We start from the raw sequence: 14281 nt of genomic DNA on the forward strand, positions 1-14281 counted from the left end.
AAATAAAATATTTTTTAAGAATTTTTTTTTTCTATTCCAAAAGAATACTGAAATATTTTATCATTCCATAATTTTTTTTCATGGAGAAAGTTTTTAAGATAAAACGATATAGATTGAGCCTTTCCATATCTAGAAAAAATAATGAGTTGTTCCATAGGACGTGTAGTAGCTACATATAATAAATTTAGATTATCAATTCTTATTTTAGATAAAAATTCTTCATAAAAATTTATGAATAAATGGTCATTTATATGTTTAAAATAAGGTTCTATTTCTAGATATATTGTATCCAAACCATGATATAAACGAGGACATACATCTATCCAAATACCTTCTTTTTTTTTTGAAAAAGCATTCCAATCTGTGAAAGGCAAAATGACTACAGGAAATTGTAACCCTTTAGATTTGTGAATCGTCATAATTCGAATAGCATCTATATTATCAGAAATAATGATACTTTCCTTTTCTTTTTTGGCTTCCCAGTATTCTAAAAAATCTACAATAGAATTCCCTACAATTTTCATAGAACGATGAACAAAGTCTAAAAAAGAATAGATAGATTCCGTATTATATTGATTTAATAATCCAAATCCAGAAATCACCTGTTCTACTATATTGTATATAGATTTATTATATAAATTTTTTAAAAAAAATGAATTTTTTTTCAGAAAAATTTTTTTAAAAAAAAGATCAAATGGTAAAAAAATAGTTTCTACAATAAAGTCATGATCTTTTTTTTTAGTATGAATGAACTTATTTTGCAATAATAATAAAATTAAAGTAGCTCTTTTTTGGTAACAATGAGGTTTTAGAAGTAGATAAAAGAAATGTATAATTATTTCTATTTCCAAATGATTTTTTATAAGAAGCGATACGGAAGTATTTACAATAAATCCGTCCTCTACAAGTTTTTCAGATAAAAAAGTTCCATCTTCGTTACTTCTAACTAAGATGGCTATATCCGATAATTTATATTCCTGTTTTAACAATTTTTTTATTTTTTCTTTTATCTTACAGTAAATAGACTGTCTGTAATTTTTTTGTTCCATAACAAAATTTAATTCAACATATCCTCCAGGTGTTTTAAATTCTTTTTGTTTGGATTCCTTATATATCTTTTTGTAAATAGTAGAATTAAAAATTTTAGATACTGATTGATAAAGTGAATTGTTAAATTTTACAATTTCTTCATAACTACGAAAATTAGTTTCTATAGTAATTATTTTTTTATGATAAGATTTAGATGAAGAAGAAATTAGATGAAGAAAAAGATTAGCATCTCCACCTCTCCAACGATATATAGATTGTTTAGGATCGCCTACAATCATAGCTGATCCATTTTCTGATAAAGCATTTTCAACTAAAATTCGAATATTATACCATTGTAAAAATGAAGTATCCTGAAATTCATCTATAAAATAATGTTTGTATTGTACCCCCATTTTTTCATAAATAAGGGGGAGGGGTCCTTGAATAATTCTTTCATGAAGTATTTTATTCAATTCTGCATTTAAAATAATTTTTTTTTCTTTTTTTAAAGAAATAAATTCTTTTTCTATTTCCTGTATTATAGATAAAAAATGAAAATTTTTTAAAAAAAGTTTATCTAAAATATAGGAGGAAATATATTTTTTATATATAAATTTTGTTTCTTTATACAAAGAAAGTATTTTTTTTTTGTTCCTTTTTATCAGGATCTTTTGATCCATATCTGTTTTTGTATTTTTACTACTATACAATACTTCTTTTTGAATAGATTTTTCAATACGTTGATGAAAAGGATTTAGTATTATTTCTTTTACACGTAATTTTTGAAAAAGTTTTGGAAAATCTGAATAATGGAATGAATGTTTTTGAATGGATGTTTTTTTCAAAAATTCAAAAAATTTTTCTCCTTGTTTTTTACATTTTTTTTCAAATTTTTTCGTTCTTTTTAATAATTTTGTTTTTAGTATAATCCAATCTTTGGATGATTGGATTTTAATTTTTTTCATATAAAAAAAACTATTTTCCTCTACTATAAGACTAGCTATTTTAAATAGTTCTTTTCTTATATCCCAATTTTTTCCTTCTTTTAATCTTTCCAAAGAAAATTGGATCAAAATATGGGATTCCTTTTCTGAATTTTTTAATCTATTATATAAATTATCTACCACTTCCCATAAAAATTTATGGGTATCCATTTCTAAATCTAGATTTTTATTAGAAAAAAAAGATCGAATGGTCCGATAAGTAAATTTATCGATAGTGCTTATAGAAAAAGAAGAAAAATCGTATAAAATTTCAGATAATATTTTTTTAGCACGTTCGGATAGTTGCCTTTTTGTTAATTTTAAATCTTCTGTTAGAGAATTGAACAAAGAATGATATTCCTTACTAATTTTTTGATTAGAAAATTCTTTTATACATTGTAATATCCTTTTTTTAATTTCTTCAGTAGCCTTATTGGTAAAAGTTAAAGCTAAAATACGTTTAAACTCGTCACAATGAGAACTTTTAAACAGAATAAAAAGGTAATTTTTTACCAAAAAAAAAGTTTTTCCAGAACCTGCTGAAGCGTTGTATATTTTTAATGTAGCTGGAATCAGCATAATAAATTTTATCGAATGATTTTTTTAAAGATAAAACGAAATAAGAAAAAAATTAAAATTATCAAGAAAACTTGTAAAAAAACAGATTTAATGAATCTATTATTTCTAGTTTTTTTTTTATTTATTTTTCTTGTATCGTGTAATATTATAAAAAAAGTACCGAAAGAAAAATATTTACTGAAAAAAAATATTTTCATTCTAAACGGTAAAAGAGTTTATTTTTCTGATTTGGAAAAATATGTAATAAAAAAACCAAATAAAAAAATTCATAATTTTTTATTGTTAAAAACAAGAATTTCAAAAAATACAAAAGAAAGGATTTATTGGAATTGGTTTTTTTTAAAAAACGGAGAAAAAAAAATAATGATAGAAGACCATAATTTAAAAGAAAATTATGTAAAAAATGTTAATTCAAAAGGATTTTTTGAGGATAAAAAAATTTTTTATATTCTTAGAAAAAAAAAAAAAAAATAATTTATACTAGAAGACCTTATTTTATAAACGAAATTATTTACAATTTTCAAGAAAAAGAGTTAAAGGATATTTATATAAATGATATTAATTCTAGTTTAATTAAAAAAAGAGAACAATACAGTGAAAAAAAAATAATATTTGAAATAGAAAGGATGAAAAAAATGTATGAAAATCATGGTTATTATAATTTTAATGTATACGATATTAAGTTTCATCTAAAACCTATAGGAAATCAAAAAATAAATTTATATATGGAAGTAAAAAATTTCCATAATCATAAAAAATATTTTTTCAATAAAATTGTGATCAGAATCAATAATGAAAAAAAGAATTTTTTCATTTACAATGGATATAAATTCTTTGTTCCTTCCGATAAAAAATTGAATCCAAAAATAATCACGGATGTTTTAACTATTTTTCCTGGATCTTTGTATAAAAAAAAGGAGGTTTTAAGTACTCAACAAAATATTTATTCTTTGCATAACTTTAATATTAATCAATTTAAAGTAGAAGAAGAAAAAGATCCCAATTTAAATTCAAAAATAGCCTTTGTAAATGTAGAAATTTTTTTGAAAACTCTAAAAAATAATGAATTTAAATTTTATTTAGAAAATTCTATCTCCAAAAAAATGGATATAAAAATCAATCCAGAAATCACTTTACTAAGTAGAAATATCCTACAAAATGGATCTAATTTTATGTTTTCTATAAAAGGAAGTTTAAATTATTCTCCAAAAAAAATTTTTAACCTATCCAAAATTTCCTTGCAAGGAAATTTAATCTATCCAGGATTTATTTTCCCTTTTATCTCATCTATGATTCCTAAGTATTCCTTATATAGTCCTAATACTTCGATTATTTTTCAAATAAAAAGTAAAAAAAATATGGATATAAGAAAATCCATATTTTCCAATTTTATTAATTATGAATGGAAGGTAAGCCCTTATAGAAAACACCAAATAAAAATGAGCACTTTAAAAGTGATCAAAAAAATTATTAATTCCAAAAATGGGGAGGGGGTAGAAAAAAATAATTATCATTTTGATCCAAAAAATCCTATAAAAACGAAAAAAAGAAACAGGATAAAGGATTATTTTATAAATTCTATTATTTATAATTATGAGATAAATCAATTTTTGGATCATAGAAAAAAAAATCCTATTTCATTACGTGGAAATATAGAAATATCTGGAAATATTTTATATTATTTATTTCATAAATTACTTTTTCCTTATAAAAATAAGTTATTGAATAATATTTTTTTTGTTAAATACGATTTAGATTTCAAAAGATCTTTTTTTTTATCTAAAAATAATTCCTTAATATCAAGGTTATTTCTTGAAAAGAATTTTACTTATGAAAATATTCCAAAAAATTCTTTTTCAGGAATATATGAATTTTGTAAAAATGATATAGAATCGAATAGTATTCATCTAGATTTAGATAAAAATTCATCATTTAATAAAATTTTATTAGTCAACGAATATAGGAATCAAATCCTTTCTAATTTTGTTTCAGTTATTTTTTTTTACCTAGAAAATAGAGGACTGTTAAACAAAGAAAATAATCATTCAAAAAAAATAGGAAAGTTTACATGGAATCCTTTTTATAAAGAATTTTTATTAGAAGGAGGAATAGGAGTTCGATATGATCTTAAATTTTTTGTTTTTTTTGTGGATTTTTTATATAAATTTTATGACTCATCTAAAAATGGATGGATTATAAATCATATAAAATTAAAAAAACCATTGATCAATTTTGGAATTGATTCTCCTTTTTAGAAAAAAATTTCTTTTTTACATTTGTTCATCCTTAATTAAATTAAAAAAAAATGTCTAAAAAATTTCCTTCTGGAGTTGTTACCGGTAGTCTTGTCCAAGAAATATTTGAATATGCTAGGGAAAAAGGATTTTCCATACCTGCTGTAAATGTTATTGGATCTAATACTATGAATGCAGCAATGGAAACTGCGGCAGAGGTTAATTCCCCTGTAATTATTCAAATATCCAATGGTGGAGCTATTTTCAACGCAGGAAAAGGATTAAGTAATCACGAACAAAAATCCGCAATACAAGGATCTATAGCTTGTGCAAAACATATTCATGAATTAGCTAAATTTTATAAATCTACTGTAATTCTACATACAGATCATTGTTCTAAACAATCTCTATCATGGATAGATGGGTTAATCATTGCTAATGAAGAACATTATAAACATTTTGGTAAAACGTTATTTAGTTCTCATATGTTAGATCTTTCTCAAGAATCTTTAGAAGAAAACATTAGTACTTGTGAAAGATACTTTGAAAGAATGAATAAAATTCAAATGACCATTGAAATAGAACTTGGAGTAACGGGTGGGGAAGAAGATGGAGTAGATAATTCTAATATAGAAAACAATAAACTTTATACTCAACCAAAAGAAGTCTCGTATGCTTATGAAAGATTCATCAAAATAAGCAAAAAATTTATTATAGCGGCTTCTTTTGGAAATGTCCACGGAGTATATAAACCTGGTAATATTGTTCTACGTCCGTGTATTTTGAAAGAATCTCAAAAGTATATACAAAAAAAATTTCATACCAAAGAAAAACCAGTTTTTTTGGTTTTCCATGGAGGATCAGGATCTTCCATAAAAGAAATTAAAGAATCTATTAGTTATGGGGTTGTTAAAATGAATGTAGATACAGATTTACAATATGCTTTTACCTGTGGTGTTAGAGATTATATGAGTAAAAATAAGGAATATTTGGATAAACAAATAGGAAATCCAGAAGGAAAATATCTTCCAAATAAAAACTATTATGATCCTAGAGTATGGCTTAGGGAAGGAGAAAAATCATTCAAGGAATTACTAAAAAAATATTTTGAATTAATGAATAATATTAACACTTTATAAAACCATGGCTTGGTTTTTAAGAAAGAAAAAAAATATTATTACCCCTATAGAAGATAGAAAAGATTTACCTAAAGGGCTTTGGTACAGAACTCCAAATGGAAAAATTATAGATACGGAGGAACTAAAAAAAAATGCATATGTGAGTCCGGAAGATGGATATCATGTAAGAATTCATAGCAAGGAATATTTTGATATTCTTTTTGATAATGGAAAATTTTCAGAAATAAATGTTAAAATGATTAGTAAAGATCCTATAAAATGGGTAGATAGAAAAAAATATACAGATAGAATCAAGGAAGCAAGAAAAAAAACAAATTTATACGATGCTATTAGAACAGGTGTTGGAAAAATGAATGGTATTTACATGGTTATTTCTTGTATGGATTTTTCGTTTATAGGAGGATCTATGGGATCTGTGGTAGGAGAAAAAATATCTAGAGCTATAATACATTGTATTGAAAAAAGGTTTCCATATATATTGATATCTAAATCTGGTGGGGCAAGAATCATGGAATCTTCTTTCTCTTTAATGCAAATGGCTAAAACAATAGCTAGATTGACTCAATTACGTGATTCAAAAATTCCTTATATATCCGTTCTTACAGATCCAACGACAGGAGGAGTTACAGCCTCTTATGCCTTACTTGGAGATATAAATATAGCAGAACCAGGTTCACTCATTGGATTTGCTGGACCTAGAGTAATTAGAGAAACTATTGGAAAAGATCTTCCAGAGGGATTTCAAACTTCAGAATTTCTTCTAGAACATGGATTTATAGATTTCATTTCTTCTAGAATTGATTTAAAAAAAAATATCTACAATCTTGTTTCTATGATGATGTAAAAAAAGTTATTCCCATTCTATAGTTGCTGGAGGTTTGGAAGTGATATCGTATACTAAACGATTGATTCCATCTACTTCATTAATGATTCTACTAGAAACTTTTTCTAAAAAATTGTAAGGTAAATGTGAAAAAGTAGCAGTCATAAAATCTTCCGTATTTGTAACACGTAATACAGCAACATATTCATAGGTTCTTTTATCTCCCATTACTCCTACGGATTTTATAGGCAATAATACCATAAAAGCTTGGCTTACGGATTCATAAAGATCATATTCTTTTAATTCTTGCAAAAGAATAGTTTCCGCTTCTTTAAGAATAGAAATTTTTTTCTTATTTACTTCTCCAATAATACGAATGCTTAATCCAGGACCTGGAAATGGATGTCGGTATAAAATGTCTTTTGGAATTCCTAAATATTTTCCTATTTTTCGTACTTCATCTTTAAATAACTCTTTTAATGGTTCCAAAAGTTTCAATTTCATTGAAGGAGGTAATCCTCCTACATTATGATGAGATTTAATAAAAAAAGTTTTTTTTATTAATTTTGAGTAGGAATATGTAGAAGATTCAATTACATCTGAATATATGGTCCCTTGCGCTAAAAATTCTACATTTTTAATTTTTTCTGATTCTTCTTGAAAAATAGAAACAAACTCTTTTCCTATAATTTTTCTTTTCATTTCAGGATCAATAATTCCAATTAAACTAGATAAAAAACGTTTTTTAGCATCTATTATTTTAATAAAAAAATTCATTTTTTTACACAAAAAAGATATTTTTTCTTTTTCTTTTTTTAAAAGAAAACCAGTATCAACGAAAAGACAATGTAAAGAGGGGCCAATAGCTTTATGAATTATATAAGCGGATACAAAAGAATCTACACCTCCTGAAAAACCTAATATTACTTTTTTATTATCTACACGTTTTCTTATTTTTTCTATATTTTCTTGCACAAAATGATTTAGTTTCCAATTTGGATAACATTTACAAATATGAAGGATAAAGTTCTTCATGATCGGGATTCCAAACTCTGTATTATTCACTTCTGGATGAAATTGAACTGCATAAATATCTTTATTCTTATGAATTAAAGCAGCAATAGAACAAGAGGAAGTATGGCCGATCACTTTTAATTCTTTTGGAATATTTTTTATTTCATCAAAATGACTCATCCAAACAATAGATTTTTTAGGAATTCCTTGGAATAAATCATTTTTATAATGATCTATAATAAAACTGGACTTTCCATATTCTTTATACTTTGATTTTTCTATTTTTCCTCCAAAAAGAAAAGAAATAAGTTGCATTCCATAACAAATTCCAAGTATAGGTATATTCAATTGAAATATATTTTTAGATATTAACGGAGGATTTTCGTCATAAACAGAAAAAGGACTTCCTGATAAAACAATCCCTTTTGGTTTTTTTGATAAAATATGACGAATAGAAATATCATAAGGACATAAAATGGAATATACCCCTATATCTCTAATTCTTCTTGCAATCATCTGGCTATATTGGGAACCGAAATCTAATACTAAAATAGAGTCTTTTTTCATTCTAAATTAGAATTATTTTTGTATTATTGGAATTTTGAAAAAAAACTATAATCCAATATCTTTTCTAAAATACAAGTTTTCAAAATGAACTTTTTTTACCTTATTATAAGCCATTTTTCTAGCTTCGTCAATTGTTTTCCCTATTCCTACCATATTTAAAACCCGTCCATGTGATGTCATCCATTTTTCTTTTTCTTTTTTAGCACCAGCTATATAAAAAGGTTCTCTTAAAGAATTTAATCCATTTATAATTTTTCCACTTTCATATTTTTCCGGATATCCTTTTGAAGATAAAACGATACAACAAGAACATAATTTTTTCCAAGAAATAGATATTTTTTTTTGAAGAAAAACTGACTGTATTATCTGAAAAAAATTACTTTCCATTAATGGCAATAAAGTCTGAGTTTCAGGATCTCCCATACGAGTATTGTACTCTAATAAGTATACACTATTTGAAGTAATCATTAATCCGAAATAAATAAATCCTAAAAAAGTTAATTTTTCTAAAAATAATCCTTTTAAAGTTGGTTCCAATATATTTTTTTTAAAATCTATCCAAACTTCATTGTTCATATAGGGATTAGGGGCTATTGCCCCCATTCCTCCTGTATTAACTCCTGTTTCTTTTTCTCCAATTTTTTTATAATCTTTAGCGGATAAAAAAGGAATAATCTCTTTTCCATTAAATATGGATATGATAGAGGATTCCTTCCCTTTCAAAAATTCTTCTATGATAACTTTATTTCCAGATTTTCCAAATTTTTTATCTATCATAATAGAAGTCAAGGCGTTCTTTGCTTCGTTTTTATTTTTCACTAATATTACTCCTTTTCCTCCTGCTATACCACTTGTTTTTATAGCTACAGAATAATTTTTTTTTTCTAAAAAATTTACAGCTTTTTGATAAGAAGAAAAAACTTCGTATTTAGGAGTACGTACTCCGTATTTTTTCATAAATGATTTAGAAAAAACACGGTCTACTTCTAGTCTAGACGCAAGGTAATGGGGACCCATAATTTTTAGTCCAAAATTTTTAAAAACGTCTACAATACCATCCAATAGAAAAGTTTCGGAACCAACAATAGTTATATCTATTTCATTTTTTTTAGCGTAATAACACAAATCTAAAGTTGTATGATGATTTTTAATATTTTTTCCTATTTGATCTGTTCCTCCATTACCAGGATAAAAATAAAGATCTATGGTAGGAAAATCTTTTAAAAATTTTTTCCCAATAGCATGTTCACGTCCTCCATTTCCGAGAATTAAAACTTTCATAATATTTTTTTTTAATGTTTAAAATGTCTTTTCCCCGTAAAAGCCATAGCTATTCCATATTCATCACAAGCCTGGACAGATTCTTTATCACGGATAGAACCTCCTGGTTGAAGAATTGCCCTTATTCTACCGGATGTAGCGGCTTCATCTACTACATCCCTAAAAGGGAAAAAAGCATCAGAAACAAGGACTAAATTTTCTTTGCTTTTTTCTAAAGCTCTTTCTATAGCTTGACGAGCTGCCCAAATTCTATTTGTTTGACCTCCAGAAATTCCTAAAGTTTGTGTTCCTTTAGCTACAACAATAGCATTCGATTTTACATATTTTACTACTTTTTGAGCAAAAAATAAAGACCTTATTTCTTGATCAGAAAACTTTTTTTTGGTTACTATTTGATAATCATAAGATAAATTAGGATCCACTTGTTGCACCAATATTCCTCCATCTATTTTTAGATATTCCAATTTATCAGAAATAGGTTCGTTTATACTAATGATTCTTATATTTTTTTTTATTTTTAAAATACTCAATACATCTGTTTCATAACTAGGTGATAAAATCACTTCTAAAAATAGACTATTTATTTTATTCGCTAATTCTTTTGTTATTGGTACATTTATAGCCATAATTCCTCCAAAAGAAGAAATAGTATCCGCATAATAAGTTTTTTTAAATGCATCTATTACATTTTTTCCTAATGCGACTCCACAAGGTGTTGCATGTTTTACAGTACAACAAGCTGGTTCAGAAAATTGAGATACTACTTTCCAAGCTATATCCATATCTCTTAAATTGTTAAAAGAAAGTTTCTTTCCATGTAATTGATGAAAATTACACATTGCCCCCTTATGAATAGTACTAACATAATAAGCTGCTTTTTGATGAGGATTTTCCCCATAACGAAGATTCATTCTTTTTTTATAAGAAAAATGTAAATAAGTAGGAAAATTTTCTTCCATTAAAAGATATTGAGAAATTGCAGAATCATAAGCAGAAGTAAGATTAAATACTTTTCCTGCTAATTTTTTTCTCAACTTTAATGAAGTATTTCCATAGTTTTCAATTTCATTTTTTACTAAGATATAATCTTTTTTATCTGTAATAGGGGTTACATGAAAAAAATTTTTTGCTGCTGCTCGCAACATAGACGGTCCTCCTATATCAATAAATTCAATCATAGAATTAATTGATTTTTTGTTGAATTTATCAAAAAATGGGTAAAAATTTACCAATACAATATCAATAGGAGAAATTCCGTGAAAATGAATATTTTTCATATGTTTATCAATAGAACGATTAGCCAGAATCCCTCCATAAATATATGGATGAATAGTTTTTATTCTTCCATCTAAAATTTCAGGAAAGGAAATGATATTTTCTATTTTTAGAACATTAGATATTCCATTTTTTTTTAAGTATTGATAGGTACCACAAGTAGAAAGAATTTGGTATTCTTTTTTATCTAAAAAACGGACAAAATCAAATAATTCTTCATTTTTTTCATAAACACTAATCAAAGCTCTTTTCATATATACAATAATTAAAGAATTCGAAATTTTTATAGGATATAAAAAAAATAATATAATAGGTCAAATATTATTTAAAGATTGAATTAGGAGCTCTTTTTCTATGATAGATATTTTTTTAGATAACGAGATCGGAGTTTCATTTGAAGAAATCTTACATGATTTTTTTAAAATTATATTTCCTGAATCAATATTTTTTGTTACATAATGAACTGTAGCCCCAGATATTTTTTCTTTATTATTAATAACTCTTTGATGTACTTTCATTCCATACATCCCTTTCCCTCCATACTTAGGTAAAAGAGATGGATGAATATTTATGATTTTACCAGCCCATTTATCACAAAATTCCGAATCAAGTATGGAAAGAAAACCAGAAAGTACTATAATATCTGGAATATATTTTATAAAAATCTTATCTATCTCTTTAGAAAGAAGTTTTTTTTTAGTCTTTTCTAAAGAAAAACTTGGAATATTTTCTTTCAATGCATATTGAATAGCTCTACAATATCTATCAGAAACCACTGAATCAATCTTAACTTGAGAAAGTTTACCATTGGAAATAGATTGTAGAATATGCTGCATATTTGTCCCTATTCCAGAAACCAAAATAGCTAGTTTTTTCATGAAAATATTTTTATTTCAAAAATACTCTTTTATCTCCTTTAACCATATTCCCAAATACAAAAGGCTTTTCTCCTAAAAAACGTAATTTATGAAAAATAGGACCTTTATCTTTAATAGATACTATTATAATCATTCCAACTCCCATATTAAAAGTATTCCACATTTCTTGATCGGATAAAAAACCTTTTTCCTGAATATGATTAAAAATAGGTAGAATAGGAATTTTTCTTTTCTCTACTATAGCTAATAAATTCTCTGGAAGAACACGAAATAAATTATCGGATATTCCCCCTCCCGTAACATGAACTAATCCATGGATTAAAAACTCTTTTAATAAAAGATGAATAGTAGAATAATAAATTCTAGTTGGAATTAAAAGAGTCTCATAAAATGGTTTTTTTTGGAATTTTTTCATCAGTAAATCTTCTGTATCAAAAATCTTTCGAATTAAAGAAAAACCATTGCTATGGACACCTGAAGATGGGAGACCAATTAAAATATCTCCTTCTTGAATTTTTTTTTTCCCATCTATAATCTTTTTTTTCTCTACAATCCCTACACAAAATCCTGCTATATCATAATCTTTTTTTTTGTAAATACCTGGCATTTCAGCTATTTCTCCACCAATAAGACAGGTATTCGTCTTTTTACAGGAAGTAGCTATCCCTTGTATAATTTTTTCTGCAATATTAGAATCCAGTTTTCCGCAAGCTAAATAATCTAGAAAAAATAATGGTTGGGCTCCATGACATAATACATCATTCGCACACATAGCAAAACAATCTTCTCCAATTACATCATATTTTTGGTAATTAATGGCTAAACGTAGTTTAGTTCCCACACCATCAACACCAGACACCAAAATAGGTTCTTTATACTCATAGGAAGACATTTTATAAAGAGCCGCAAAATTATCTAATGTGCTAAGTACATTATTATTATAAGTTTTTTCTAAAATTGGACTAATTTTATATATGGTACGATTACTTTCTTTCATTATTACTATAATATACAATCATTTTTTTTAGGAATGGGATAGTTCCCCGTAAAACAACCGAAACAGTAATTATTACTTCCAAGAATATCGATCAAATTATCCATATTTAAAAATTCTAAACTATCTACATCTAAAAACTTAGCTATACTTTCCTTATCAATATTGAATGAAATTAGGTCTTTTTGACTAGGAGTGTCTATTCCTAAATAACATGGTGCTATAATAGGTGGAGAGGCGCTTCTAAAATGAATTTCTATCGCTCCTGCTTTTCTTAAAATATAAACTAATCTACGACTGGTAGTCCCACGAACAATCGAGTCATCAATAATGACAATACGTTTTCCTCTAATTTCATTTAATATAGAATTTAGTTTTAAATTTACCATTCTTTCACGCATTTCTTGTTTAGGTAAAATAAAAGATCTTCCAATATATTTATTTTTTACTAAAATTGGTTTGAAAGGGATTCCGGATGCTTTGGAATATCCAATAGATGCTGGAACACCAGAATCTGGGACACCAATAACGACATCTGCTTCTACTGGGTGTTGTTCATAAAGTATTTCTCCACTTTTTTCACGAACTTCATAAACGTTTATATTTTCAATGAAAGAATCAGGACGAGAAAAATAAATATACTCAAAGGAACATATTCTTCGTTTTGTCTCCCTTTTTTTTCTAAGAAGAGAAAATTGAATGGATTTTTGATCGACGATAGCTATTTCTCCTGGAAATAAATCTCTTACATAATATCCACCCACAGAATCTATTCCACAAGTTTCAGAACTAAATATATAAGTTTTTTCATTAAGCATACCATAACATAAGGGTCGAATTCCATTTGGATCTCTAAAAGCAGCAATTTTATTATCCATAAGAACTATTACAGAATAAGCTCCTTGAATATCAAGAGTGGTTTTTTGAATAGCGATTTTTAGGTTATTATCATATTCTGATAAGTATTTTTGTATCAAACGTAAAATAACTTCGGAATCCGAATTAGATGATATAAAATTGATCCCTTTCGATTCTAGATTTTTACGAATCTTTTTAGCATTCACTAAATTTCCATTATGGACAATAGAAATGATACTTTTACCATAGGAATCTTCTCCAAAGAATGGTTGAATATTTTTTTTGCTTTGTCCTCCTTCTGTAGAATATCGTGTATGCCCAATAACAGCATTCCCATGATAACATTCAGAATTCGAAATTTTTCGAAAGGAATCTAAAACAAGACCTTCACTTTTATGAGATAAAATAAATCCATCTCGTAAAACAGAAAAACCACAAGCTTCTTGACCTCGGTGTTGTAAGGCAAATAACCCAAACTGAATGAGAGAAAATGTATCGATTTTATGAGTAGAATAAATACCAAAAACTCCGCATTCCTCATGAAATTTATCAAAAAATTTTTTTTCCTCTAGAATAGGAAATAATTGATACATCCTCTTTTTTTTTTCTGGAAAAAGAAAATCTTTG

General features: G+C 26.0%; 11 protein-coding genes. 4 read left to right on the forward strand and 7 right to left on the reverse strand.

What is annotated here, in order from left to right; all coding sequences use genetic code 11:
- Positions 1-14 precede the first annotated feature (14 nt).
- A complete protein-coding gene (locus DM815_RS02355) occupies positions 15-2591 on the reverse strand; it encodes a UvrD-helicase domain-containing protein (protein ID WP_110509092.1) in 2577 nt (858 codons plus the stop codon).
- A 15-nt stretch (positions 2592-2606) separates the two neighbouring features.
- On the opposite strand from DM815_RS02355, the gene DM815_RS03205 reads away from it, so the two are divergent.
- From DM815_RS03205 to accD, 4 genes are all read left to right on the forward strand, one after another.
- The gene (locus DM815_RS03205) at positions 2607-3065 is read left to right on the forward strand and encodes a hypothetical protein (RefSeq protein ID WP_235609997.1); all 459 of its coding nucleotides are present in this window, start codon (positions 2607-2609) and stop codon (positions 3063-3065) included.
- A gap of 152 nt (positions 3066-3217) precedes the next feature.
- The gene (locus tag DM815_RS02360) at positions 3218-4846 is read left to right on the forward strand and encodes a hypothetical protein (protein ID WP_235609998.1); all 1629 of its coding nucleotides are present in this window, start codon (positions 3218-3220) and stop codon (positions 4844-4846) included.
- Positions 4847-4896: 50 nt separating this feature from the next.
- Positions 4897-5964, forward strand: coding sequence for a class II fructose-bisphosphate aldolase (gene fbaA, locus DM815_RS02365; RefSeq protein ID WP_110509093.1), 1068 nt, complete (start codon positions 4897-4899; stop codon positions 5962-5964).
- Positions 5965-5968: 4 nt separating this feature from the next.
- Positions 5969-6808: an acetyl-CoA carboxylase, carboxyltransferase subunit beta gene (accD, locus tag DM815_RS02370; RefSeq protein ID WP_110509095.1), complete on the forward strand. Its 840-nt coding sequence runs from the start codon at positions 5969-5971 to the stop codon at positions 6806-6808.
- Between the two features lie 6 nt (positions 6809-6814).
- Here accD and guaA read toward each other — a convergent pair whose 3' ends face one another.
- The 6 genes from guaA to purF are packed head-to-tail and all read right to left on the reverse strand — an operon-like array spanning position 6815 to position 14247.
- The gene (guaA, locus tag DM815_RS02375) at positions 6815-8368 is read right to left on the reverse strand and encodes a glutamine-hydrolyzing GMP synthase (RefSeq protein WP_110509097.1); all 1554 of its coding nucleotides are present in this window, start codon (positions 8366-8368) and stop codon (positions 6815-6817) included.
- Positions 8369-8413: 45 nt separating this feature from the next.
- Positions 8414-9649: a phosphoribosylamine--glycine ligase gene (gene purD, locus DM815_RS02380; protein ID WP_110509099.1), complete on the reverse strand. Its 1236-nt coding sequence runs from the start codon at positions 9647-9649 to the stop codon at positions 8414-8416.
- An 11-nt stretch (positions 9650-9660) separates the two neighbouring features.
- On the reverse strand, positions 9661-11178 hold the full coding sequence (purH, locus tag DM815_RS02385; protein ID WP_110509101.1) for a bifunctional phosphoribosylaminoimidazolecarboxamide formyltransferase/IMP cyclohydrolase: 1518 nt from the start codon (positions 11176-11178) through the stop codon (positions 9661-9663).
- Between the two features lie 60 nt (positions 11179-11238).
- Entirely contained in the window at positions 11239-11802 is a 564-nt protein-coding gene (locus DM815_RS02390) for a formyltransferase family protein (protein ID WP_110509102.1), read from the reverse strand.
- 10 nt (positions 11803-11812) lie between these two features.
- Entirely contained in the window at positions 11813-12799 is a 987-nt protein-coding gene (gene purM, locus DM815_RS02395; RefSeq protein WP_110509437.1) for a phosphoribosylformylglycinamidine cyclo-ligase, read from the reverse strand.
- A gap of 5 nt (positions 12800-12804) precedes the next feature.
- Positions 12805-14247 (reverse strand): amidophosphoribosyltransferase, encoded by a 1443-nt coding sequence (gene purF, locus DM815_RS02400; protein WP_110509104.1) that lies wholly within the window; start codon positions 14245-14247, stop codon positions 12805-12807.
- Between the last annotated feature and the right edge of the window lie 34 nt (positions 14248-14281).

The sequence above is a fragment of the Blattabacterium sp. (Cryptocercus kyebangensis) genome (assembly GCF_003226855.1).
Taxonomy (GTDB): Bacteria; Bacteroidota; Bacteroidia; order Flavobacteriales; family Blattabacteriaceae; genus Blattabacterium.

Coding starts and splice junctions, on each gene's coding strand:
- purM (WP_110509437.1), bottom strand. CDS start 12,799: ATGAAAGAAAGTAATCGTACCATATATAAAATTAGTCCAATTTTAGAA.
- purH (WP_110509101.1), bottom strand. CDS start 11,178: ATGAAAAGAGCTTTGATTAGTGTTTATGAAAAAAATGAAGAATTATTT.
- DM815_RS02390 (WP_110509102.1), bottom strand. CDS start 11,802: ATGAAAAAACTAGCTATTTTGGTTTCTGGAATAGGGACAAATATGCAG.
- DM815_RS02355 (WP_110509092.1), bottom strand. CDS start 2,591: ATGCTGATTCCAGCTACATTAAAAATATACAACGCTTCAGCAGGTTCT.
- DM815_RS02360 (WP_235609998.1), top strand. CDS start 3,218: ATGAAAAAAATGTATGAAAATCATGGTTATTATAATTTTAATGTATAC.
- guaA (WP_110509097.1), bottom strand. CDS start 8,368: ATGAAAAAAGACTCTATTTTAGTATTAGATTTCGGTTCCCAATATAGC.
- purD (WP_110509099.1), bottom strand. CDS start 9,649: ATGAAAGTTTTAATTCTCGGAAATGGAGGACGTGAACATGCTATTGGG.
- purF (WP_110509104.1), bottom strand. CDS start 14,247: ATGTATCAATTATTTCCTATTCTAGAGGAAAAAAAATTTTTTGATAAA.
- accD (WP_110509095.1), top strand. CDS start 5,969: ATGGCTTGGTTTTTAAGAAAGAAAAAAAATATTATTACCCCTATAGAA.
- fbaA (WP_110509093.1), top strand. CDS start 4,897: ATGTCTAAAAAATTTCCTTCTGGAGTTGTTACCGGTAGTCTTGTCCAA.
- DM815_RS03205 (WP_235609997.1), top strand. CDS start 2,607: ATGATTTTTTTAAAGATAAAACGAAATAAGAAAAAAATTAAAATTATC.